Here is a 24,650-nt window from a genome sequence, read left to right as displayed (position 1 = left end):
TAACTAATCTGAAATCAGTGCCCGCATTGAACGCTTACAGAAAAGTATTTTCGCGTTGTAAGAATTATTAAATTTTTTCCAGACTATGAGAAAATGAAATGATTTTTAAAAACCGTACATTCATAAAATCTATCTGCCTGATCACGGCAATAAGTTCTGCTGCCATATTTTGCGCAACGTCACAGGCTCAGGAAAATTCATTAACCCTGGCCCTGATAGAAGAAATTACCCCGATGAAAGGGGATGCGGATAATTTTAATGCGCAGCGCCGCAAATGGCTGGCGACAATCAGAGACCAGAACCAGCATACGGAAATTAGCGACGGTCAAATTCGCGTTGAGGAGCTAAGCAATACCTGCGATGGTGAAAATAGTCTACTATCAAGGGAACTTTTGATCAGTTTTATGGATAAATTTTCTGTAGAGCGCAAGAGCCACTAATATCTTTAAAAAATATTCTACCCTTTGAAAAATATGTCAAATTGGCGTCATAATATTTTGCAATAAGCAAAATGATTTGAACGCATGCCCGAAAAGGGCTATATCAGACACAAATTTAGCGAAGGGCAGGATATGACAACATCTCATAAAAAACTCAGAACCGCCATTCTCGGCGCCAGCGGCTATACCGGTGCGGAGCTTATCCGCCTTTTGCAGCGTCATCCTTATGTTGATATTGTGCTGATGACGGCTGACCGTAAAGCCGGAGAGCCGATTGAACAGGTCTTTCCCCATCTCGGCGGAGAGGGGCTTCCCGACCTGATGGCGCTTTCTGATGTTGAATGGGCCGGGCTAGAGCTTGATGTCGTTTTCTGTGCGCTGCCGCACGCTACATCACAACGCATCATTCGCGGCATATTACATGCAACCGGTCATGATTTTATTGATGAAATGGTGATTGAACAGCCGGACGATTATGCCAACGCCATCAAAGGCAGCGTTAAGGTTATTGATTTAAGCGCAGATTTCAGATTGCGTGATCCGGAAGTCTATGCCCAGTGGTATGGAGGTGAGCATGAGGCCCTGTCGCTTCAGAAGGAAGCCGTATACGGACTGAGCGAATTTTACCGGGAAGAAATCAAAAAAGCCCGGCTTGTTGCCTGTCCGGGCTGTTATCCAACGGCTGCCCTTCTTGCGCTGCTGCCGCTTCTGTCCGAAAAAGCGATCAGCAAGGACGGGATTATCATTGATGCAAAATCAGGGGTGACCGGGGCAGGCAGATCACTTAAGGAAGCAAATTTATTCACTGAAGTTTCCGAAGCGATGCATCCATACGGGATTGCCGCCCATCGCCATGCACCGGAAATAGAGCAGGAGCTTTCGCTTGCCTGCGGTGCTGATCTCCTGGTTAATTTTACCCCGCACCTTATTCCCATGAACCGGGGTGAGCTTGAAACCATTTATGTCAGTCTTGAGAAGGGTAAAACCGCCGCCGACCTTCGTGATATTCTTAAAAAACGCTATGCGGATGAACGGTTTGTCACCATCCTGGAGGAGGGCGTGGTCCCGGCCACCCGGCATGTGCGCGGCTCCAACAATGCCCATATCGCGGTCTTTGATGACAGGATCCCGGGCAGGGCCATCATTGTTGCGGTGATTGATAATCTGGTTAAGGGATCATCCGGTCAGGCCATTCAGAATATGAATATCATGTTTGGCTTTGATGAGGCCTTATCGCTGGAGCAAATGGCACTCTTTCCCTAAGCCTGATTTTTCATTTTGGTTGGTAAATCATTTTAACCATTCCGGCCGGTCATTAGACCGGTCGTTTTGTTTATTATGATAAGTGAAAATATGTTTTGCCAATCCTGCAACGGCTGATGTCTTTTCCCATATTAGCAATTCATGAAAAATTAACCAAAATAGGGGATGATCTGTTCATTACTAAAATAATAGAAGGCGGGGAAAATGAACAATAATCATATTATGCCGATAGACATTGAAAATTCATTTGATGACAATGAAGTAATTGTGTCCAAAACGGATATTAAGGGCCATATTATTTATGCCAATGATGTATTCTGCCGGGTCGCGGAAATGACACCAGACGAAGCGATCGGGGCACCCCACAGTATAATTCGTCACCCCGATATGCCGAGGTCTATATTTTATTTGCTTTGGCAGACAATTCAGGAAAAGAAAGAGATCTTTGCCTATGTAAAAAATATGGCTAAAACGGGACATTATTACTGGGTATTTGCCCATGTTACCCCGACTCTTGACGAAAAAGGCGAAATTGTAGGGTACCATTCAAGCCGCAGAACAGCCCCCAAAAAGAATATAGGAATTATTTCCGAGTTGTATAAGAAGGTCCGCGACGTGGAAAAAGCCTATTCCAACCGTAAGGAAGGGATGGAGGCCGGAGTCGCTTTTATCAACAGTTTGTTAGCTGAAAAAAATATGAGTTATGATGAATTTGTCTGGAGTCTTGGTAACTGATTTTGCTTTTCATGAAAAAAATGAAAAAATTTTTTCAAAATTAAATTTTCACAAAATTTGTTAATATCTAAAATTTTACTAAATTCTGATAATTGGAAAAATATATTAAATGATTTATTGGAATGGTTCTAAAAATAGCCCTCTGACCATTGAAAATACTGAAAAAGTGTATTTAAAATACATCTAAGTTTTTGTAACCATTGCTTAACTATTGCACCATAATATCATCCTCAGCCAATTATGAGTCTTTATAACGCCAGTTCGGATTAGTGTTAATTTATTCAAGACGACGACGCTACAAACAGCATTTTTGGGGCTACTGAAATTAGTAAAATTTTGATTATGAAGTGGAGTGGAAATGTCAAAATCAATGGTTACACCGCAAAATGAAGAAATTGCCTTAAGTGACGGAGAAATTATCGTTTCAAAAACTGATCTGAAGGGTGAGATAAAATATGTCAATGACACATTTTGCCGTGTTTCAGAAATGAATGTGGAAGAAATTATAAATCAGCCGCACAGCATTATAAGGCATCCGGACATGCCACGATCAATTTTTCATTATCTGTGGCATCAGATTAAATCGAAAAAAGAAATTTTCGCCTATGTGAAGAATATGTCCAAGACCGGGAAATTTTACTGGGTATTTGCCCATGTGACCCCGACACTTGATAAAAACGGCGAAATTACAGGATATCATTCGAGCCGTAGAAAAGCGGACCCGGATAAAATATCTGCCATTAGCGATATGTACAGGAAACTTCTTGAAATTGAGAATGGCCCACAAAACCGCAAAGAAGGACTTGAGGCAGCTGTCAGCTATCTTGAAGATTTTTTTAAAAGCAACAACACATCATATGATGAATTTATCTGGTCAGTAGGAAAATAGTTATGTTTGGATTTGGTAAAAAAAATAAATCGCAGGAGAGTGACGTAATGAATTCGAACCCTGCCGAAGATGTCGAAGCTCTTAAAGCAAAACTAAAGTTATATGAAGATGCTTTTGAAGTTTTAAAACAGGTTACGCCTGAATTCCGTAAAGGAAACCTGGAAGCAAGAATAGTTCACTGGAACCAGTTTGAAGAATTTTCAGATGTGTTTTGCGATATCAATTATTTGCTTGATATTACGGATGCCTATGTCAGGGAGGCCGGTGCCTCGTTAAAAGCCGCCGAAAAAGGCCAGTATTATAGAAAATTCCTAAGCCGCGGAATGCCCGGCAGCTTTGAAAGCGGTGCAATAGTAATTAACGCCGCCTGCGAAAGCATAGAAGCCACTGAACTAAAATCCGTAAAAGACAGGGAAACTTTGGCAGAAGGGTTTAATGAAAATATTATGGAAATCATTAATTCCCTGAATTCATCAACTTCGGAATTAAAAGTTCTGGGACATGGCCTGACTGAACTTGCCACAGAAACCCAGGCACTTTCCTCTAACGTGGCGGCGGCATCAGAACAGGCAAGTGTCAATGTTCAAACCGTTGCGGCAGCAACAGAGGAATATGGTGTTTCGGTTCAGGAAATTTCCCGTCAGGTAGAAATTTCAACCAATCAGTCGCATGAAGCGTCTGAGCAGGCGGTTTCTGCCAAAAAGTCCATTGACGCGTTACAGAATTCTTCTGCAACGATTGGCGAAGTGATCAAGATGATCAATGATATAGCGGCACAAACCAATCTTCTGGCCCTTAACGCGACCATTGAAGCGGCCCGCGCAGGGGAAGCCGGAAAGGGTTTTGCCGTTGTGGCATCAGAAGTTAAATCACTTGCCGGACAAACTGCTGATGCAACAGAAAATATCAGTGCACAGATTGACAGCATTCAAACCAATGTCAGCTCTGCGGTCAGTGTGGTTGATGGTGTTGCCTCAATCATTAACGAACTGAATGATATTGCGGTTTCCATTTCACAGTCAACCGCAGAACAGCTTCAAACAACTGTCGAGATCAGTAAGAATATTCAGGAAGCATCGGTTGGAACACAGGAAGTTTCCAAACATATCAATAAAGTCAGTGAAGCGGCTGGGCGTGCCTTAAACAGCGCATCCGAAGTTAATGAGGCTTCCGGCACAATTGAAAAACTGGTTCTTGATCTTGAGCAGAGAGCTGCAAGCTTTTTTGAAGTGCTGCTTGATCGAAAAGCGGGCTGATTTTTTATTGTATCTTCTTAACTGATGCTTTAAGAAAAATTCATAACCTATTCAGAATTAAGGCTTCTTTACCTAAATAAAGAAGCCTTAATTTTTTGTTCGATACATAAATTTTACTATTTCACCAGCCATTGCAGCGGTGCCATTGATCAGAAATTTCATCATCATTTTCCATGACGTTATAGGTGTCATACGCGGCGGCTGTCATACAGGCATGATTTGGCAAGATCCGTAGTTTGGTGCCGATCGGGTATTTTTCAAAATCCAGATCGCCAGTTTTCGTTGTAATAAGCCCATGTTCCTGATTGGCACCAATGACGGTCAGGGTATCAATTATATTACCTTTGATATCGGCAACAATGCCATAGCCACAGTCAAAAGCTGTTCCCCTGGTGCTGTAATCCTTGGACAGGGCCATGCCGCCCGCATCGGTTATTAAGCGGTTCTGGTTTCTTTTATGGCTGATAACGGTTGTCAGAACGCTTAACGCTATATCGGAATTTTTGCAAACGCCGATCCCTGCCTGATAGGCATCCTGAAATACAAAGACACCGGCTCGGACCTCGGTAACCCCGGTTAGGTCTTTTGCAAAAGTGGCTGTGGGTGTTGACCCACAGCTGACGATGGGGCAGGGAATACCGGCTTTTCTGATATTTTTAGCAGCAGTGGTAATGGCGTGACGCTCCTGTTCGGCCATTTTAATGAAAGCGTCCTCACCATTGCCATAATAGGATTCACCGGCATGGGTTAAAACGCCGGTCATTTCCGTTCCTTTTCCATCATGCAGGGCGCGGGCAACATTGATCACTTCTTTAGAATCCGGTGCCAGTCCGGCCCTGTGCATATCACTGTCAATTTCGATCAGAACTTTGAATGTGTAGTTTTCTTTTTCGCCGAACGCACTGATTTCTTTTGCAATATCGGCATCATCGATAATGAGTTTCAAATCAATACCTTTTTTCATAAGGGCGAGGGCACGGGGCAATTTTGACGGAACCATGCTGACGGCATAAATGATGTCCTTAAAGCCTGCATCGGCAAAATACTCGGCTTCCCTTAATGTTGATACGGTGATGGGACCCACTTCACCACCCGCACACATTAACGCGACAGGAACAGATTTGGCGGTTTTTACATGCGGGCGCAATTGAACGCCGAGGGCTTGAAGATGATCCCGCATACGGGAAATATTCCGGCTTAATTTTTTCCGGTCCAGCAACAGGCAGGGGGTATATAAATGGTCAACTTTCATATAATTTATCCGTAACATAGTCAGCAATGGCGAGGGAGGCTGTTAAACTGGGAGATTCCATCCCGAACAGATTCACCAGTCCCTTAATACCATGTTCTTTTTCAAATTGAATGTTAAAATCAAGTCCTTCTTTTGAAAGTTTAGGCCTTATTCCGGCGTATCCCGGGTGTAATTTTTCAGGATCAATGCCTGGAAAATAGCGTTCGACAGAATTTACAAACGCATTTTTAAGTGAGGGATCAACGCTATAGTCTTCATGGTCCGTAAAATGAACATCAGGGCCGAACTTAACACCGCCCGCCATATCAAGGGTAAGATGAACCCCGAGCCCGCCGACAAAAGGGATCGGGTAAACAAGATGCCGGAAGCGGGTTTTCCCGGAATAGGAGAAATAATGCCCCTTGGCCATGACAAGGTCAGGAATGCTGCCCGGGTCAAGGTCTTTTATCAGGTGAGCGATATTCATGGCCCCAAGCCCGGCTGCATTAATCAGCATTTTGGAGGAAATCTGATAATCGTCATTGGTTGATACCAGAAAGACCCCGTCAGATTTTTCAATAGACCGAATAGTCACATTATAGGCGATCTTACCGCCTGCCGCTTCCAAATCCCCGAGCAGGGAGACCATATAGCTATGACTGTCAATAATGCCGCTGGACGGAGAGAAAAGTCCAGCTTCAGCGATAATGTCTGGCTCAATATTTTTACACTGCTCTTTTGTCAGATAGTCAAGATCATTGATACCGCAGTTTTTGGCATTTTGATAAATCTGCCGGAGTTTTGGAATTTCATCTTGGCTGGTGGCAACAATCAGCTTGCCGCATCTGTTATGGGGAATGTGACGTGATTTAGCATAATCATAGAGTCTTTCCCTGCCTTTGATACAAAGTGTCGTTTTCAACATCTCCGGCGCGAAGTAAAGGCCGGCATGGATAACTTCGCTGTTTCGCGAACTGATGCCCATGCCAAAGCCAGTTTCCTTTTCAATTACAAGGACTTCATGACCTTTTTCTGCCAGTGACCTGGCAATCGCAAGGCCGATTACACCAGCCCCGATTATGATTATTTCTATATGGTCGGTCATGAAAAATTATTTTTTCTTTTCATCATAAAAATGTCATGTTATAAACTATCATCTTTGAGAGGAGAGCAAAGCGGGAATTCTATAAAAAATATAATACTATCCCGTTAAATGAGTATTTCAAAGGGCAATCGGGCTACACAAAGGCCCCGGGAAAAACATAAAAGGAAATCAATATGAAAAAATTAAACGGACCAAGTCGTCGTAATTTTATGAAGGGCGCGGCTGGTGTGACGGCGCTTATGTCAGCAGCGGGTGCCAGCGGGGCGCTTGCCATGGGACAATCAAGAGGGGGCGGAAAAGGTTATAACTTTGATGATATATATAGCCGTATCGGCCATAACAGCGTAAAATGGGATGCTGCGATCAAACGTTACGGCAAAGACAAGATCACTGTACCGATGGGTATTGCCGACCTTGATTTCAAACAACCACCATTTGTTGTAAAAGCGCTTCAGGAGCGTGCAAAATATGAGCAGTTCGGCTATGAAACCGTTCCGGACAGCCTTTATCAGTCAATCATTGACTGGAACAAACAGCGTTATGGTCTGGATGTGGAAAAAAGCTGGATCAAATTATCCTGCGCTCTGAAGCCGGGCATGATTTCATCCATGCGTGGTCTAAACCCTGTTAAAGGTAAAGTCATTCTTCAGACACCAACATATAGCGGATTTGAAGGCGCCATCCATAAAGCCGGCATGCGCGTTGAAATGAACCCAATGAAAAAAATCAATGGTCGCTGGCATATGGATCTTGAAGATCTTGATAAGCGTCTTGATTATGAAACAAAATGTCTCATTCTCTGTAACCCGAACAACCCATCAGGTGAGTGCTGGACAGCGGATGAGCTTCGTGCTCTTGGCGATCTTTGTATCAGCCGTGGTGTAACAATCCTTGCTGACGAAATCCACTGCGATTACGTCAACAAAGGCCATAAATTTACGCCATATGCATCGATCGGTGAAAAATATGCGCAGCACAGCATCACTTACCGTTCACCATCAAAAACATTCGGTCAGGCTGCTCTTAAAGTGGCTTACTTCTTCACGAAAAACCAGGACCTTATGAACGCAACCATGATCGGTGGCGGTCATGATGAAGGCTGGAACGTGTTCGGTCTTATTGCCTGTGAAACGGCTTTCCGTGAAGGTGGCCAGTGGGCGACTGATGTTTCTGCCTATGTTGATGCAAACTTTGACTATGTTGTTGATTTCATTAACAAAGATGGCAATATGCCAGGCATCAGTTATTCCAAGCCTGAAGGTACATATCTTGCATGGCTTGATTGTAATGAGCTGATGAAAAAGGTCGTTACACCTGAATATATGAGAGCCTATCATGACAAAATGCGTGATCAGGGCAGAAGACATTCAGGTCTTAAGCCTGAAATGGCGCTCGGTGAGTGGATTGTTGACACATGTGGTGTCCAGCTTAACTCCGGTAACTCATATGGTATCGGTGCTGAAGGCTTCATGCGTATGAATATTGCAGTTCCACGTTCAAGCCTGAAAACAGCGCTTGAGAACCTGGATAAAGCCTGTAAAAAAGCTTTTGCATAAGGCTTAGTAATAGCAAATAAAAAAGAGGGCCGTTCCCGTTTCGGGGGCGGCCTTTTTTATTGCGGGACCTTGCTACCGCGCGCAGTTAGTGCAAAGGGTGATTGATGGATCAAACGCAAGGCGTTTTTCATCGATATCGTCGCCGCAGTTCAGGCAATAACCAAAGTCATCTTCTTCAATCCGTCTCAGCGCAGCATCAATTTTTTTAAGGTCATTCAACCGCCTTCTTTTGACCTCTTCGGCCATGGCCTGTCCCTGCATGGCGTCCATGCGGGAAAGGCGACCGACAGTTGACTGATCAAGGGTTACGGCTTTTGAATTATCCTTTGCCCCTTCGATAATAGACAAAAGCGCCTGCTTTTTTTCAAGCAGACGCTTTTTAAAATGATTGAATGATTGAGACACCTAGGCGATCTCGAATGTTGCGATCACTTCGCAGACAAACCCGACCGGTAAGGAGTTGGTACCGACAGCGGCACGCGCGGCAAGACCGCTATCGCCAAAGACATCACGGAACAGTTCAGATGTGCCATTGATGACCAGATGCTGTTCAGTATAATCGCTGGTACAGCGGACAAGTCCCTGTAGCTGCACGCATTGCACAACCCGGTCCAGATCACCGTCGCAGGCGGCTTTTAACTGGCTTAGTACCAGAATGCCAGCCTCGCGGGCCATTTGATATGCCTGTTCAGTGGTATAATCCTTACCGACGACGCCCTGATCACTTGGACCCTGTCCTGCGATATAAACCATATTGCCGACTTTACGGATCGGGGTATAGGCAGCAATCGGGGTTCTTGCCTCCGGCAGTTCAATACCAAGGTCTGCTAGCTTTGCATCAACTCTGCCACCACTCCCGGCGGCAGGTTTAGATGGCATTTTTTCCTCTGACGCCTGTTCCGATTTACCGCAGGCGGCAAGGATACTCGCAACGATTGATGTGAGGAAAGCCCGGCGGAACATTACGCCACCTCGAAGACGGCGAGGACTTCACAGGCAATGCCAAGCGGCAGACTGTTGGTGCCGACAGCGGCACGTGCGGCAAGACCGGCTTCGCCCCAGATATCACGGAACAGTTCGGATGTGCCGTTAATCACCAGATGCTGTTCGGTAAAATCATCAGTGGAGTTAACCAGCCCCTGAATTTGAATGCATTGTTTTACGCGGTCAAGGTCACCGTTCAGGGCAGATTTCAGCTGGCCTAAAATGGAAATACCACAGGCACGGGCCGCTTCGTACCCCTGTTCCGTGGTCATATTGGCGCCGAGTTTACCGATAATGTTGCCGTTTTCATTATGAGGGACCTGTCCGGCGATATAGACAAGATTGCCAACTTTGCGCCAGCCGACATAGGCGGCAACCGGGGCCGCCGCCGGGGCAACTTCAATCCCGAGTTCGGCCAGTTTGGCATCAATTTTCCCGCCTGACTGGGCTGATGCTTTACCTGATAGCATTGTCGCCGCGAGGGCACTGAGGCCGGCTGCGGCAAAGAAACTTCTTCTTTTCATGATAATATCCTCTTTTTTTATGAATATGATTTTTATTGAATGTAGTTAATCATTCTTATACCGTGAATTAAAGGGAAAAATAAAAAAAATCTGAATAGTTGTGGGAGAAGCTAATGAAATTTTCAAAATTCCTGAAGCTGCTGACCTGTGTTTCAGCCGTTATGATCACTTCGGCCGCCTTTGCGCAGGAAGCAGATAACCGCGCGCCAATGGTGGTGATTGATAAAGATCCGTTTCCAAGTACCTATGTGCCGTGGCCGTCGGAAATGACGGCGATTACAAATGCCCATATCCTGACCGGGGACGGTGGGGAGATCGAAAGCGGCACTGTGGTGATGAATGGTGGTAAAATTATTGCCGTTGGCGAGACGATTGATATTCCGGCCGGGGCCAAAATTATTGATGGTACCGGAAAATGGGTCACCCCCGGGATTATCGACATGCATTCGCATATGGGCATCTGGACCGATGGCGGTAATGAGGTAAAGGCGCCAAACACGGCCGATGTCTGGGGCGAGCATTCCATATGGCCGCAAACCCCGAATTTCCCGGCGGCGCTGGCGGCGGGGGTTACAACACAACAGAATTTGCCCGGGTCAGCAAACCGATTTGGTGGTCGAGGCGTAACCCTTAAAATGGTGCCCAGCCGATCAACGGAAGGAATGAAGTTCCCCGGTGCGCCATACGGCCTTAAAATGGCCTGCGGCGAAAACCCGCGCGGGGTTCATCGTTCGCAGGGGAGATTTGCCACGGCCATGGGGCAGTTTGCCGGATACCGCACATCATGGATTGAGGCAACAGACTATAAAAATGCCTGGGATAAATATTACGAAGATTATAAAGCGGGCAAGGATGTCAAAGCACCGAAACGCGATTTGAAACTGGAAACGCTGATGGGCGTTTTAAACGGTGAGATTAGTATCCAGATGCATTGCTACCGTGCTGATGAAATGGTCGATGTGATTAATATGGCCAAAGAATTCCATTATAAAGTCGCCGCTTTTCACCATGCGGTTGAAGCCTATAAAATTGCCGATATTCTGGCGGAAAATGATATCTGTGCCGGAATGTGGGCTGACTGGTGGGGTTTCAAGCTGGAAAGCTTTGACGGGATTGATGAAAATATCCCGATGATGGCGGCAGCAGGTGGTTGCGCCATTGTTCATTCGGACAGTGATACGGGCGGTCAGCGCCTAAACCAGGAAGCGGCGAAAGCCTGGGCAGACGGGGAGCGGGTCGGGCTTCATTTTACCCGGGGAGAAGTGTTCCGCTGGCTGACCCTGAACCCTGCCAAATCAATTGGCCTTGCCGATCAGATTGGATCGCTAGAGGTCGGCAAAAATGCGGATGTGGTAATTTGGAACGGTGACCCGCTCAGTGTTTATGCACTGGCGGAAAATGTGTTTATCGACGGCGCGCTTCATTATGACCGTAATAATAGTGAAAATCAGTGGATCACCGATCATGCCCTTGGCTATGTAACTGCGGGAGATCACCAATGAGATATCTTGCAATTCTTATAGCCTTACTCGCAACACCAGTCATGGCAGAAACAATCGCCATTGTCGGCGGCAAAATCCACACAGCGGTTGGTGCCCCCATTGAAAAGGGGACGGTGCTGATAGAAAATGGTAAAATCACCGCGGTCGGTGCCAATGTTCAGGTACCAGCAAATGCGCGGATCATAGATGCCAGTGGTAAGGAAGTAACCCCGGGCATTATGAGTAGCAGCAGTATTTATGGCCTGTCCGAAGGGGCAACGCGGATTTTTTCATCGGATACAAGTGCCAATGATTCAGGCATGACCGCGTCATTCGATGTTAAATATGCGCTTAACAGCGGGTCCGTCGTGATTGAGGAAGGACGGCGTCAGGGTGTGACCCGGGCCGTATCATCGCCGACATCATCAGGTGATATTTTCAGCGGCACTTCGGCGATCATTACCATGGATAACAAGCCGGATATGCGCTTTGCTGAAGGGCCGATGCATGCAAAGTTTGAAAATGCGCAGAACCGGGCCGTTGCCTGGAACCGGATCAGGGCTATTTTCGATCAGGTGCTTGATTATGAGCGTAATAAATCACGGGTGATGCGCGGACAGTCACAGGGTTATCTGCTTTCCATTGCCGATATGGAGGCGCTTGTCCCGGTGCTTAAGGGTACAAAAAAGCTGGTCATGGAAATGGGCAGTGAAGCGGAAATCCGCGGTGCCATCGAGCTTAAGAAAGATTACGGCGTGGATATTGTCATTCAGGGCGCACAGGAAGCCTGGAAAGTTGCCGATGAACTGGTGGCCGCCGATATTCCGGTGATCATCGTGCCGGAGGATAATTTATTCGGCAACGTCACCATGGCTGGCACCACATTTTCAAATGCGGCGCGGCTTGAAAAGGCGGGTGTTAAATTTTCGCTTATTTCGGGAAATGGCAGCCTTTATTACGGGCATCACATTTTGCAGTTTGCCGGTATGGCGGTTGCCCACGGGATGAGCCATGACGGGGCGATCCGTTCCATAACCATTAACCCGGCGCAGATATTCAGTGTTGATAGGATCGTCGGATCAATCGAGGTCGGCAAGGATGCCGATGTGGTTGTCTGGGACGGTGACCCGCTTGAAGTTACATCAAACACTGATCATGTCATTATCCGCGGGGTTGAATATGATCTTGTCTCCCGCCGTACGATGCTGCGGGACCGGTATCTTAATCTGGATCGCGGCGAGCCATTTGGCAAAAGATATTATCAGAATTAAAAATTAAGGGCGGCATCACTGTCGCCCTTAGCGCTTAATTATAATAGGGAGAAAAAAATTGGGCGGCCAAACAAGAGAACTCGATAGGGGAAAATGGCCGCCCGAGGTTAAGCGTTCTGCCATAATATCGACAAATCTGTTAAAAAAGTTTAAAAATCAGGGTAAAGAAACAGTTAATTGACAGTTTTCAAAATGTGGCATAGGCTCAGGTCACACAAACTATAGGAGAAAGGGAATTCATGGATCTTGTAACAATCGTAATTGGCATTGCGCTGGTAGAATATGTATTTTTTGCAATGATGGTCGGTAAGGCCCGGGTGCAAAGCGGTATTAAAGCGCCTGCAACAACCGGTAACGACGTTTTTGAACGTTATTATCGGGTGCAGATGAATACACTTGAACTTTTGGTGGCTTTTATTCCCGGAATGGTCATGTTTGCCAGAGCTTATGGCTCCGAAATTGCAGCGGGCCTTGGTATAGTCTTTATCATCGGACGATTTATTTATTATAAAAGCTATGTTGCTGATCCGGAAAAACGCAGCATGGGTTTTGGCTTAAGCTTTTTGCCGACGGTTATCCTGGTGATCGGTGGCATAATCGGCGCAGCGATGAATATGGCAAATTCACCAATGTAAGAATGAAATAATCTTCATTTAAAGGCGGTCTTTTGGCCGCCTTTTTTTGTGTTTTATTATTCCGGCGCCCTTATCCGGTCGCTGGCACCACCATCAAAAGCAAGCGGAACAGCGGGACAGGCGGGGTTTTCAGTATTTTCACCAATGGTTTTAAGATCAAGAAATGTGGAAGCCGCATAGGTCACAATAATTTCTATGCCTTTATAAATATCGGTTTCCATGTTTGAATGCTCCACTTCCAGCATAAATGGCTGCCCGGCAAAAAGTTTGGATGCAGGAACTATGAAGCTTTCAGCACGGAAAGTGAGGCTACCGGGATCAAATGCATGACCACTATGAACGGTTTCGATGCCCATGCAGTTTCCAAACATGACATAGATCATATCATCAATGATGCCGTCCGGGTCTGCGGCCCCTTTTTCAAAAGGGCTCCATGTCACCAGCAGGTCATGTTCCGGGTCAATGGTGGCGGGGTCCACCGGGCTTCCATTTTGGGATAAGGACAAGGTAATCGGTCCGGGATTTAAACTTTCATCGCCGTCTTTTTTAAAAATGGCGGGCAGGTTTCTTATTTTCCCGGCGGGGGTGTCAAAGCTGAAATAATAGGTGGAATCAGGAAATATTTTATCAAGTTCTTCAATGGTTCCGACCCTGCCGCCGGTAAGGTAGCGGGTATCACCATCGGAAAATTTAAGTCCATCCTTTGCTTTGCCCGGACCGGTCAGAACACTATTGGTAACACCGATCCCGTCAATTGCCCTTTTTGTCTGAAAAATTTCAGCGAAAAACACGGTATTGAGCAGATTTTTTTCACCGGATTGTTTCTGCCTCGTGTTGACCGATTTTCCGATCACCACATAATCGGCATAATCAGCGGGGGTAAGGGGTTTATCGTCTGCCTGGTCATTTCCACTACAGGCACTTAAAGCAGTACATATAAGGAGTGGCATAATTTTTTTCATTATTTCATATCTTTCATTACCGTTTTTATACTTACCAGCATAGCAAGGCTTGAACTTGGGTTCAATTGCCCTTAAGCTTTCACAAAATAAAACCAATTTGTCAAAAGGGGACGGCCATGTTACGGGCATTTTTCAGCACGTTAGTCATCATTATTTTCTCAGCTTCGGCACAGGCGCAGACCATATCCGATTTTACCAAGGGGATGGAAAAAAAACAGGGTTTTTTTGATATCTATCTGGATCATCAGAAAGGGGCTGTTTATCTGGAAATTAAAAAATTTGATCAGGATTTTATCTATAAAGTCAGTCTTCCCGGGGCGCTTGGATCCAATGATGTAGCGCTTGACCGTGGACAGCTTGGCGATACCAAACTGGTTTATTTCGGCCGTGTCGGTGAAAAGGTGCTGCTGCATCAGAAAAACACCCGCTATATCGCCACCAGTGACAACCCGAGTGAACGGCTGGCTGCGGTCAATGCCTTTGCCCCGTCTATCGTCTGGAGCTTTAAGGCGGTTGCCACCGATAAGGACGGCAGCACACTAATCAACATTACCGATATGATGATGTCGGACCAGCATGGCATAGCTGATAAGATTAAAAGAAGCGGGCAGGGCGATTTCAGCTTTAACGAGCCCCGTAGTTTTGTCAATTTTGATAAGGTCAAAACCTTCCCCAAAAATACCGAACTTGAAAGCTCGGTTACTTTTATGGGGAATAATCCAGGAAATTTTGTCCGCTCGGTGGCGGCCAATCCGAAAATTATTACTCTTAAACAGCGGATATCCTTTGTTGAGCTGCCGGATGATAATTATCAGCCGCGTATTTTTGACCCGGCCATGAGCTTTAATGATACGGAAGTGATGGATTACGGCACTCCGATTGATCAGCCGATCGTGAAACGCTATATCAATCGTCACCGTCTGGTGAAAAAAGACCCGAATGCGGCGATCAGCGAGCCGGTCAAGCCGATCATTTATTATATTGACCGTGGCGCTCCGCCACTGATCAGGGAAGCCTTACGTGAAGGGGTTGAATGGTGGAACGAGGCATTTGAAGCGGCCGGATTTAAAAATGCGTTTCAGGCGAAAATTATGCCCGAAGATATGGACCCGGATGATGTGCGTTATAATGTGGTCAACTGGGTTCACCGCTCAACCCGTGGCTGGTCATACGGGGCCAGTGTCCGTGATCCGCGTACCGGTGAAATTATCAAAGGGCATGTGACTCTTGGCTCACTGCGGTCCCGACAGGATTTTATGATCGCCAATGCGGTGACCGGCCCTTATAAGGACGGTAAAGCCGATATTGATGACAGTATTGCCCTTGTCATTGCCCGGACCCGCCAGCTTGGCGCGCATGAAGTGGGCCATACACTTGGGTTTGCCCATAATTATATCGCCAGCACAAATGATGATGACGATGTGATGGATTACCCGCATCCGAAAATGTCAGTGGATAAGGACGGTAATATTTCCATCAAAAACCCATACCGTGAAAAAATCGGTGAATGGAATAAAATTGCCGTGAACTGGGGGTATCGTCAGTATGCGAATGAAGGGGAAGAAAAAGCAGGGCTACAGAAAATACTGAAAGATGCCTATGCTTCCGGTCATCAGTTTGTGGCAGACGGACCGGACAGCCGCGGCGTATCAAGCCTTCATGCGGACAGCCATTTGTGGGATTTTGGCGATGACGTTTTGAAAGCCACAAAACAGATGTATGAGGTACGGAAAGTCGCGCTTGCCAAATTCGGGCTTGATAATATTGCGGATGGAACACCGCTTTCCAGCCTTGAGGAAACATTGGTGCCGCTTTACTATCTGCCACGGTTTCAGATTAATGCGGCGGCAAAATCAATCGGTGGCATGATTTACGGCTATGAAGTCAAGGGGGCCGGTCTGGTGCCGCGCCATACCATGGTATCACGCGAGCGTCAGGATGCGGCGATGGATCTGGTCTTAGAAGCACTTTCGCCCGATTATCTGACCCTGCCAAAACATATTCTTGACCTGATCCCGCCCAAGGCATTTGGCTATGAGCTGACGAATGAAAGTTTTCCGCGCGACACCGGGGCAAGTTTTGATGCGTTGGCGCTGGTGGAAGCCCATGCCAATCATACACTCGGCCTTCTGTTTGACAGATATCGCCTGGCACGGGTCAATGATTTTAATGTGCGGGACAGCTCACAAATCAGTCTTGACCGTTATATCGTGAAAATTGCCCAAAATACCATATTGGCATCGCGGCTTGATGATCCGCTAAAAGCGGCGGTTCAACGCCGGGTCGGGCATGTGTTTGTCCATTATATGATGATGACGGCGGCGGATCATGATGCTTCACCGGCGGTGCAGGCAATGGTGGCATCGCATCTGGCCGGGCTTAAGGGGATTTTAGAGGAAAAAATCGCGAAAGAGGAAATGAACCGCGAATATAAAGCCCATTATCAGGCGCAGGCACGGCGGATCGGTCTGTTCCTTGAGGGGAAATATATGCCCAAAGCATCAGACCTGGCACAAATCCCGCCGGGAGAGCCGATTTAATAATAACTATATAGGGACAGCTTTATGCTGTCCCTGAAACTTAGCCTGTCAAGATAAGAATATTCCGTTTAAAGGTATTATTGCTGGGAAAACAACCAACGTAATAATTTGCTGGATTTTTCATCAGGCAATTTAAGTATATTTTTGTAATAATCAATTACGATAGTACATATTTTATTTTTCTCATCCAAAGTTGATGGAACTGAATTTAACAGTGCAAGGTCCTGACCATAGGTCTGACTTAATTTTGCCGTAATAAATGCAAACTGCTGACTATTTTCCTCCTGATCAAAACTTTCCTGAATACTATTTGCATTAATAACAATTTCATTAAGTGCAGATAAATCTTTTTGTTGTAATTCTTGAGGAATAAAGTCTGATATCAAAATGGGACCTTCAGATTCAGGATAAAAAAACTCATAACACTTCCTCCTTTATCCGTTTTTCTAAAACTATTCCTTCTTCAATAATTTATTTTCATATAATTGAGTAGTGCTACTGGAAGTTGTTTCATTTTATTATTTGCTAAATCTCCAATAAGAACAATGGTTTAAATAACAGCAGACTCCGATTTTTTTTGCCCATTTTTTACAGCCAAAAATAATTGCATTGCTTTTCGTAAGTTTCTGTTCATGTATTTCTAAAGTTGTATAAAGTGGAATTTTCGTAAGTTCCTGATCAATTTCTTTTTCAACCGGTTTTCATTTATTATAGGCAGAATGATTTTGAAGCTATATTCAGTAAAAAAAACAATGATATGCCAACAACAGATGCAATAATTTTATGTTTTGGAAATTTAATTATAATAAACGCATACAAGGCGCCGCCAATAGCGCCACTTATTCCAGAAAGAAGACTTGAATAATAATCCATAAAGTTTCCCAATTTATTTTATCAAAATATTCTTTATTTTCTTAATAAACTGGCTCTAACTTTTGTAAATATAGTGGTGGAACTATATTGAGCCCGGTTACCTGCATAAATTAGGAAAAATTGTTGTTAAAACTTATATCTTTGCTGGGTGCCGGGAGGCCGTAATCGGTGGTGACGTTATTAAGGCCGACAACACCGTAAAAATTTACGCCCCAGTGATCATTGATCTGGACATCGGTATAGGCGAAGATTTCTCCTTGGGGTTGTTAAAGCCGGGGTGGCGCTTTCGCGGTACTCATAGCTAACCCCGATGCTGGTGTCATAGGTCAGATAATATGAAGCTCCGACGGAGTAAAGAAGCTGTTCTCCTGAAGGTCATAAAGATGGTTTACCAATAAAGTGTAACCCAATGTGGCAAAAAGGCATAAAATTGCCCATGAGATAGGCGAAATCTGCTTTGACTATATAATCGACCTTGCCTGTTCCCAATCCTTTATATTCATTGGCGGTCGGAATTTTAATTCGGCCGGTCAGATCAATATAAAGATCATTGCTATAAGGATTTTCAATGGAATATTTGGCCGATAGATAGACATCACCAAATCCGTCTTTACGCGGGTTTCTGTATCGGTCGGTCGGGGTCAGATCAACATCAGTCACCAATGGCGCCCCTTCGATCACCGGCACAACATTTTTGGGTGCAGCAAAGCTGATATAGCCGCTGTTTATCTTAAATTCCCATTTGCCTGTCTCATACTGGAGGCTATAGGGGATATAACTGATGTTGGTATTGGCGGGCAGATTGAATTTTCCGCTGCTGTAATCATATCCGGTGGTAAAGGTGATCTGACGATCCTTATAAACGGGAACGGATGTATAATCATCTTCTATCGTTTTGCGGTCATAGGTGCGGGCCTGGGTGTCTTCGTTTTCGTCGGAAAAATCCTGCGAATAAACAGAAGACGGTAATACGCTGAGTGCTAAAATAGTTTTTAAAATTGCCGTTTTCCTGGTCAACATTGCAGCCATTTATCCCAATCCCCCAACTTTAAATATTTAGTCACGTGAATAAATAAAATTGTCATTCATCATATATGATTATTAACTTATTTTACCGTGCCCTTTCAAGCGTAAGTTCAATAAAAATCCCCCATAATTCCCAACTCCAATGCGTACGCTGATATTTTGACAAAAAAAAGGCGACCGTTCAAATCAGGCCGCCCAAGTCTGGGGGAGGAAATAATCATTTTCAGGATAATGCAGGATAGATTTACAAATAGTTAATAAATTGATTGTCTTTGATTTATTGCTCGTTCCATAGGTTGAGATTATTCTTAGTTTTTAGAATCTTACTGATAAGTCAGTTGGTTATGAGAAAATACTGTTAAAATTATTATTGATAATTAACAGGTTTATTATCAAATTGTCTGAAAATTTAAAGAGAATTATTACCGAATCATTAACTGTGGATACATAATTTATTAACATTTTCGGAGAATCGGAAACTAGCGCTTGACGAATGACAGTTTATCGTTAATTTTTTGCACTGATATAGTGTAACAGCAGGGTTATTTTTATGCTTCATAAACGAATATTTGCAATACCGTCCCTCTTCATTCTGGGGGCCGGGGCTCTTGCTGTGAATGCAGGTGCACAGGAAGCGACGGCCAATCCTGAAACAGAATTTGTCAAACCTGACGTCAGGGAACTTCAGCAGCAGATTGATGAGCTTAAAACCACTGTAGAAAAATTGACAGATGAGAAAGCACAGAATGAAGCCGCAAAACCGGATGGTCAGAAGAATAATGATTTTATTCTTACCTGGGAACCGGGCCCGGTGTTAAGTTCTGCTGACGGGCGTTTTTCGTTCGAAATAAACGGCCGTATGACTTATGATTATTCGATCATCACTTTCAAGGATGGGGATGGCACATCACGTCCGCTTGATAAAATAAACGGCACCAACATGCGCCATCTTGAACTTGGGGTTCGCGGAAACTTTCTCGGCAGTTTCAGTTACCGGATAGCGACAAAATTTGTTGATAATGAAGTGGATGTCAAGCTGGCCTATATTGATTATTCATTCGGCAATACGACCATTGTTGCCGGGCAGACCAGAACCTATGCCACACTGGATAAGCTGACACCGCCGCCCAATGCGGCGTTTGCCGAGCGGGCGGCCTTTATCAATGCGTTGCGGATTAATCCACAGGTTGGTGTTGGTGTATCACACCACGGGGAAAATTGGTCGGTCAGCGGCGGATATTTTTTTGAAAATGCCTCAACCGGGAATAGTTCTCTCGACGATAATAACATGGTATCTGCCCGTCTTACCTATAGCCCGCGGCTGGAGAATGGCGTTGGTCTTCATTTTGGCGGCTCAGGTTTTTACCGAAATGAGAATGGTCATGCATATGACCTTAATTACAGTACCCGGCCATTCATAAATCAGGGGGATTTAAAACCGCTGGCATCAAGCAGTTTTATGGTTACGGGTGAGACATTTTTTGACGGTGAATTTGTGGCAACCTATAAATCATTCGGCTTTCAAAGCGAATATGGTTTTGTGAAGGATCATCTGAGCAGTATGGAAACACTGACAGGGACAGATCCCATATATGAAGGCGGCTATGTTGAGGTAAGCTTTTTTCCGACCGGTGGCGAGCGGGTGATCGACGGCAAGGATGGCCGTTATGATAATGTAAAAATTGCCAATCCGGTGGGGGCAGGAGGCATGGGCGAAGTGAGGCTGGCAGCCCGCTATGATGTTGCCGATTTTACCCATGAAAATTTTGGACGAAAGCAGAAATCAGTCATAGTTGCCGCTGACTGGTATCTTAATGACCTGATTAAGCTGCAGGGGAATTATGCCTATACTGTGGTTCGTGATTTCAGCAATGAAAAGACAGATATCATAAATTCTGTCAATACGCGGTTAATGGTGAATTTTTAGAAAATTCTGTATTTTATCATTAAACCGAATAAAATTCGGAAAATAAATATGAAAACCGTATTTTTTTCTGGATCGGTATTTTTTTCTATGCTATCAGCTGTGAAATTTTTTATTGGGATTATCCGGAATGATAATTGATTTACAGCAAAAATCTGATGAGGCGGAGGTTGAAAGGCTGCTTGATCTTGCGTTTGGACCTGATCGTCATAAAAAGGCAGCCTATGCTTTTCGGGACGGCGTCCCGGCGATTGAGGATCTGTCCTTTGTGATCAGGGACGGTGGAAAGCTTATTGCGACGCTCCAGTTCTGGCCTGTGCAGATAAAAGGTCAGGATGTGCTTTTGCTTGGGCCGATTGCGGTTGAGCCATCATTGCAAGGCAAGGGATATGGCATCGGATTGATGCGGCACGGGCTTGAACGGGCAAAAATGCTTGGCCATAAAAGGGTCGTCCTTGTCGGCGATGAACCATATTATGCACGGCTGGGGTTTAGCCGCCAGATGGCAGAAGATTTTACCATGGAAGGACAGAAGGACCTGTCGAGACTGCTGGCTCTCGAGCTGGAACCGGGGGCATTTTCCGGCCTCGCCGGCGCTATTGAAAAACAGCATTAAAAAAGAAGATCTTTAAATTGTCATAATATTTTCATATAGTTGCGGTAGGAGTAGCTTATGGAAAACACTGATTATCATAACGGAAACAGGGACGGCTTTCGACCGGCACATTTCATTTCTGAAGCGATGAAAGCCTTCAATAATCAAAAGCGACCTCCGCTTCATCTCTGGCATCCTGACTTTTGCGGCAATATTGATATTCGTATCGACCGGGCAGGAAACTGGTATTATATGGGAACCCTGATTAACCGGGAAAGAATGGTGAAGCTGTTTTCAACCATTCTGCGCCGGGAAGGCGAAGATTATTTTCTGGTGACGCCGATTGAAAAAGTCGGGATCAGGGTTGATGATGCCCCCTTTACCGCGGTTGAAATGGAAATGGATCAGGGGTCGATCATATTTCGAACCAATCTTGATGATTATGTCAAAGTGGATGACAGGCATCCGATTACGGTGAGTATTAATGATGAAACAGGTGAGCCATCCCCTTATGTGCGTGTCCGGGATAATCTTGATGCACTGATATCACGCAGTGTATATTACCAGCTGGCGGAAATGGCGGTTGAGCATGATGGCAGGTTTGGTGTGTGGAGTTGTGGCAGTTTTTTTTCCCTGGACGGACAGACTATATGAGAAGACAGATTACGCGATTATTTGAACGACATGACCCGATCATGAGACGTGCACTGACCCCTGCAGAAGCAAGGGTATGGATCCGTCCGACAAATGGGGATCATTCACTTTACCGTCCGGATGAAATAATGAAGGATATTGGTGATTTTACCCATGAATTACCGCTTAAGGCTTCGGCAGTGCTTGTTCCCATCGTTGAACGGGGTGATCAGCTTTCAATTCTGCTGACCAAACGGTCGGCCCATCTGAAAAGCCATAGCGGTCAGGTCAGCTTTCCCGGTGGGCGTTGTGACGATGATGATCTGCATGCGATGGCAACGGCTTTACGTGAAGCAAAAGAGGAAATCAATCTGCCGCAAAGCCATGTTGAGGTGATCGGGGCTATGGAAGATTATGAAACAGTGACCGGCTATAGCGTGTCGCCGGTTGTTGGCTTTGTTAATCCCGATTTCAAAATGATTTTGCAGCAAAGCGAAGTGGAAGAAGTTTTTGAAGTCCCGCTGGACTTTATCCTCAACGAAAAGAACCATACGATTGAAAGCATTCACTGGCGCGGCAAGAAACGATATTATTATGTATTTCCCCATGAACAGTATAAGATATGGGGAGCAACGGCGGCCATGCTGGTCCGCTTTGCCAGACTGGTCAATGAATATGAACAATGTGCCGCTTAATATCGCCGGTGAAAAATGGCTTGAGGATGAAACCCTTGTCCGGCTTATGGCTGTGCTTAATCATGAAGAATTAAGCGCGCGGATTGTCGGCGGCGCAGTTCGCGATGCGCTCTTTAATATTTTCTGGAAACGGGAGCGTAAAATTGGCGATATTGATATTGCCTCCAGATATTCGCCTGAGAAAAATAGGAAAATACTTGAAAAAGCGGGGATATCAGTCATTCCAACGGGCTTGAAACATGGCACCATAACCGCCCGGTTAAACGATAAAAATTTTGAAATCACCACGCTGCGCCGTGATGTCAGCACCGATGGCCGCCATGCGGAGGTAGAATTTACTGACGACTGGCACGAGGATGCCAGACGGCGGGATTTTACTATAAACGCCCTTTATCTTGATATTGACGGTACTATCCATGATCCGCTTGGGGGTTTCAGGGATATAAAAAAGGCGCGGGTCCGTTTCATTGGCAATGCGCGCGAGCGAATAAAGGAAGACGGGCTTAGAATTTTGCGTTTTTTTCGGTTTTCATCAAATTATGATGTGGGTGGAGTTGATGAGGCGGGCATGCTTGCCTGTGTTGAACGCAAAGCAATGATTGCAAAGCTTTCCGGTGAGCGGGTCAGGGACGAATTTGAAAAGCTGCTGTTGTCAAAACAGGTTGTGCAAATCATTCCGGTGATGGCGGCAATTGGTATATTGCGTGAAATTCTGCCGGAATATGAACAATATGACGAACTGTTAAAATATGCCAAACGGCAAAAGAAACTGGGACAAAAGGATTTTATCGGTCGTCTTTCCTGTCTTTTGCCCGGTGATAAGGAGATTATTTCTAAGGCGTCAAAGCGGCTAAGGCTGTCAAACAGGCAGCGTGATCAGCTGATATCCTTTACAGAGCCTTATGAAAATCATGATCTTAGAAAGGAAACCCTGAGACGGGTGCTTTACCAATATGGAAAAGATGTGGTCATCCATAACCTTACCCGGTTGGGTAAGCTTGATCTTAAGACGCTGAGCTATATTGAAGAGTATGAAATTCCGCAACTGCCGATCAGCGGCAAGGAATTGATGGAGCAGGGCTGGAAAGCGGGCCGCGAACTGGGCGGGGAACTTAAGCGTCTGGAAGAAATCTGGATCAAGAATGATTTTAAAATGACCCTGCATTAACAGGCGATTTTCCTATTATTTTTCAAGAAATTCAAGCATGGCTTTGATGCTGTCAGGGTGATCCATAATGGTGGTATGGATGACATTGACCAATTTAAAGTCATGGGGGCAGTCAAGGTGGGTTTCAGAAACCCTGACAATACCGTCATTATCGCCGCTGAGTATCGGGTTATAGCCGATATCATTGCCCATGCCACCGGCGATGACCAATGTCGGAATAGGGGGTTCTGGCAGGTTTTTGATTTTTTTCATGGGTCTGACATCCTGTCCGGACGGGCCACTGATAAACTGATAAAGTTTCAAACGATTAAGAAATTCTGCAATCTGAGCCCCTTTATTCGGGGTGCCCATCATGACTAGCTTATATGCCTTAACGCCGTTCCATTCTTGCGCACGGCTTAATATTTCCCGCACCACCAACCCGCCGAGGCTGTGGGTGACGAAGGAAACTTTTTTGATGCCTTTCAAATTTTCAAGCAGATGGGTGAAATGATCGGCATGCTGCTCAACACTTTCAAAAAGGGTCGCGTAATTAAGCGAATGGGCCGAAAAGCCAGCCTTACGCAGGGCTATTTTTGGTTTATACATAATACCGGCATGGCGACCAAGACCATGGATCATCAGGACCAGATGATCATGGTCGAATTTAGGAGAAAGTTCGTTAAGTTTATGAAAACAGTCATCATAATCGGAAAGCAGAATCCTTTTTCGAAGGCCATCAAGCAAACGGTAACTGCCCGTTTTGACATTTTTCTGAATATGATATTTGCCCTGGAGAATGACATCAGTCCAGACATAATTGCCGCCAATATTGCGGACTTCATTTTTTATCTGTGCTTCAAAACTAGCCCATTCCATCGGGAT

The 24,650-nt window shown here is 45.3% G+C and carries 24 protein-coding genes; 15 read left to right on the top strand and 9 right to left on the bottom strand.

All coding sequences use genetic code 11. From position 1 onward, the window contains the following. Positions 1-98 precede the first annotated feature (98 nt). The 5 genes from R3D86_14000 (at position 99) to R3D86_13980 (ending at position 4,583) form a co-directional block, all read left to right on the top strand. Positions 99-440, top strand: a complete 342-nt coding sequence (locus tag R3D86_14000) for a hypothetical protein (protein ID MEZ5759329.1) — start codon at positions 99-101, stop codon at positions 438-440. Positions 441-572: 132 nt separating this feature from the next. Next, entirely contained in the window at positions 573-1,703 is a 1,131-nt protein-coding gene (gene argC, locus R3D86_13995; GenBank protein MEZ5759328.1) for an N-acetyl-gamma-glutamyl-phosphate reductase, read from the top strand. 204 nt (positions 1,704-1,907) lie between these two features. Continuing rightward, the gene (locus R3D86_13990) at positions 1,908-2,438 is read left to right on the top strand and encodes a PAS domain-containing protein (protein MEZ5759327.1); all 531 of its coding nucleotides are present in this window, start codon (positions 1,908-1,910) and stop codon (positions 2,436-2,438) included. Positions 2,439-2,796: 358 nt separating this feature from the next. Continuing rightward, positions 2,797-3,327 (top strand): PAS domain-containing protein, encoded by a 531-nt coding sequence (locus R3D86_13985; protein ID MEZ5759326.1) that lies wholly within the window; start codon positions 2,797-2,799, stop codon positions 3,325-3,327. Between the two features lie 47 nt (positions 3,328-3,374). Beyond that, on the top strand, positions 3,375-4,583 hold the full coding sequence (locus R3D86_13980) for a methyl-accepting chemotaxis protein (protein MEZ5759325.1): 1,209 nt from the start codon (positions 3,375-3,377) through the stop codon (positions 4,581-4,583). A gap of 121 nt (positions 4,584-4,704) precedes the next feature. On the opposite strand, the gene R3D86_13975 is transcribed toward R3D86_13980, so the two are convergent. Both R3D86_13975 and R3D86_13970 read right to left on the bottom strand, forming a co-directional pair. Then, entirely contained in the window at positions 4,705-5,835 is a 1,131-nt protein-coding gene (locus R3D86_13975; GenBank protein MEZ5759324.1) for an alanine racemase, read from the bottom strand. Continuing rightward, positions 5,825-6,919, bottom strand: coding sequence for an NAD(P)/FAD-dependent oxidoreductase (locus R3D86_13970; protein ID MEZ5759323.1), 1,095 nt, complete (start codon positions 6,917-6,919; stop codon positions 5,825-5,827). The genes R3D86_13975 and R3D86_13970 overlap by 11 nt, the downstream gene beginning before the upstream one ends. Before the next feature lie 173 nt (positions 6,920-7,092). Here R3D86_13970 and R3D86_13965 point away from each other — a divergent pair, with 173 nt between their 5' ends. Beyond that, positions 7,093-8,475 (top strand): aminotransferase class I/II-fold pyridoxal phosphate-dependent enzyme, encoded by a 1,383-nt coding sequence (locus tag R3D86_13965; GenBank protein ID MEZ5759322.1) that lies wholly within the window; start codon positions 7,093-7,095, stop codon positions 8,473-8,475. 72 nt (positions 8,476-8,547) lie between these two features. Here the strand turns inward: R3D86_13965 and R3D86_13960 are convergent, their stop codons facing one another. The 3 genes from R3D86_13960 to R3D86_13950 are packed head-to-tail and all read right to left on the bottom strand — an operon-like array spanning position 8,548 to position 9,983. After that, positions 8,548-8,880, bottom strand: a complete 333-nt coding sequence (locus R3D86_13960) for a TraR/DksA C4-type zinc finger protein (GenBank protein MEZ5759321.1) — start codon at positions 8,878-8,880, stop codon at positions 8,548-8,550. After that, the gene (locus R3D86_13955) at positions 8,881-9,438 is read right to left on the bottom strand and encodes a RidA family protein (GenBank protein ID MEZ5759320.1); all 558 of its coding nucleotides are present in this window, start codon (positions 9,436-9,438) and stop codon (positions 8,881-8,883) included. Further along, on the bottom strand, positions 9,438-9,983 hold the full coding sequence (locus tag R3D86_13950; protein ID MEZ5759319.1) for a RidA family protein: 546 nt from the start codon (positions 9,981-9,983) through the stop codon (positions 9,438-9,440). The genes R3D86_13955 and R3D86_13950 overlap by 1 nt, the downstream gene beginning before the upstream one ends. Positions 9,984-10,096: 113 nt before the next feature. Here R3D86_13950 and R3D86_13945 point away from each other — a divergent pair, with 113 nt between their 5' ends. The 3 genes from R3D86_13945 (at position 10,097) to R3D86_13935 (ending at position 13,370) form a co-directional block, all read left to right on the top strand. Beyond that, positions 10,097-11,485, top strand: coding sequence for an amidohydrolase (locus R3D86_13945; protein MEZ5759318.1), 1,389 nt, complete (start codon positions 10,097-10,099; stop codon positions 11,483-11,485). Further along, a complete protein-coding gene (locus tag R3D86_13940) occupies positions 11,482-12,735 on the top strand; it encodes an amidohydrolase family protein (protein ID MEZ5759317.1) in 1,254 nt (417 codons plus the stop codon). The genes R3D86_13945 and R3D86_13940 overlap by 4 nt, the downstream gene beginning before the upstream one ends. A gap of 239 nt (positions 12,736-12,974) precedes the next feature. Next, entirely contained in the window at positions 12,975-13,370 is a 396-nt protein-coding gene (locus R3D86_13935; GenBank protein MEZ5759316.1) for an MAPEG family protein, read from the top strand. 56 nt (positions 13,371-13,426) lie between these two features. Here the strand turns inward: R3D86_13935 and R3D86_13930 are convergent, their stop codons facing one another. Then, on the bottom strand, positions 13,427-14,320 hold the full coding sequence (locus R3D86_13930) for a hypothetical protein (GenBank protein MEZ5759315.1): 894 nt from the start codon (positions 14,318-14,320) through the stop codon (positions 13,427-13,429). A gap of 128 nt (positions 14,321-14,448) precedes the next feature. Here R3D86_13930 and R3D86_13925 point away from each other — a divergent pair, with 128 nt between their 5' ends. Beyond that, positions 14,449-16,872 carry a zinc-dependent metalloprotease gene (locus R3D86_13925; GenBank protein MEZ5759314.1) on the top strand — a complete coding sequence of 808 codons (2,424 nt, stop codon included), beginning with the start codon at positions 14,449-14,451 and terminating at the stop codon, positions 16,870-16,872. A 77-nt stretch (positions 16,873-16,949) separates the two neighbouring features. Here R3D86_13925 and R3D86_13920 read toward each other — a convergent pair whose 3' ends face one another. Next, complete coding sequence (locus R3D86_13920; protein MEZ5759313.1) at positions 16,950-17,258, bottom strand: hypothetical protein; 309 nt, start codon at positions 17,256-17,258, stop codon at positions 16,950-16,952. A gap of 862 nt (positions 17,259-18,120) precedes the next feature. Continuing rightward, on the bottom strand, positions 18,121-18,774 hold the full coding sequence (locus R3D86_13915; GenBank protein MEZ5759312.1) for a hypothetical protein: 654 nt from the start codon (positions 18,772-18,774) through the stop codon (positions 18,121-18,123). A 547-nt stretch (positions 18,775-19,321) separates the two neighbouring features. Here R3D86_13915 and R3D86_13910 point away from each other — a divergent pair. From R3D86_13910 to R3D86_13890, 5 genes are all read left to right on the top strand, one after another. After that, positions 19,322-20,698, top strand: coding sequence for a porin (locus R3D86_13910; GenBank protein MEZ5759311.1), 1,377 nt, complete (start codon positions 19,322-19,324; stop codon positions 20,696-20,698). Positions 20,699-20,825: 127 nt separating this feature from the next. Then, positions 20,826-21,311, top strand: coding sequence for an N-acetyltransferase (locus R3D86_13905; GenBank protein ID MEZ5759310.1), 486 nt, complete (start codon positions 20,826-20,828; stop codon positions 21,309-21,311). 57 nt (positions 21,312-21,368) lie between these two features. Next, positions 21,369-21,944: a DUF1285 domain-containing protein gene (locus R3D86_13900; GenBank protein ID MEZ5759309.1), complete on the top strand. Its 576-nt coding sequence runs from the start codon at positions 21,369-21,371 to the stop codon at positions 21,942-21,944. Next, positions 21,941-22,618, top strand: a complete 678-nt coding sequence (locus R3D86_13895; GenBank protein MEZ5759308.1) for a CoA pyrophosphatase — start codon at positions 21,941-21,943, stop codon at positions 22,616-22,618. Before R3D86_13900 ends, R3D86_13895 begins: the two co-directional genes overlap by 4 nt. Continuing rightward, complete coding sequence (locus tag R3D86_13890) at positions 22,593-23,786, top strand: CCA tRNA nucleotidyltransferase (protein ID MEZ5759307.1); 1,194 nt, start codon at positions 22,593-22,595, stop codon at positions 23,784-23,786. Before R3D86_13895 ends, R3D86_13890 begins: the two co-directional genes overlap by 26 nt. A gap of 15 nt (positions 23,787-23,801) precedes the next feature. Here the strand turns inward: R3D86_13890 and R3D86_13885 are convergent, their stop codons facing one another. Then, positions 23,802-24,644: a hypothetical protein gene (locus tag R3D86_13885; GenBank protein ID MEZ5759306.1), complete on the bottom strand. Its 843-nt coding sequence runs from the start codon at positions 24,642-24,644 to the stop codon at positions 23,802-23,804. Positions 24,645-24,650: the final 6 nt, after the last annotated feature.

It is taken from the genome of Emcibacteraceae bacterium (genome assembly GCA_041396985.1).
GTDB lineage: Bacteria > Pseudomonadota > Alphaproteobacteria > Sphingomonadales > Emcibacteraceae > Pseudemcibacter.
Note: the sequence above shows the minus strand (reverse complement) of the source record. Positions and strands in the feature narration are given on the sequence as shown.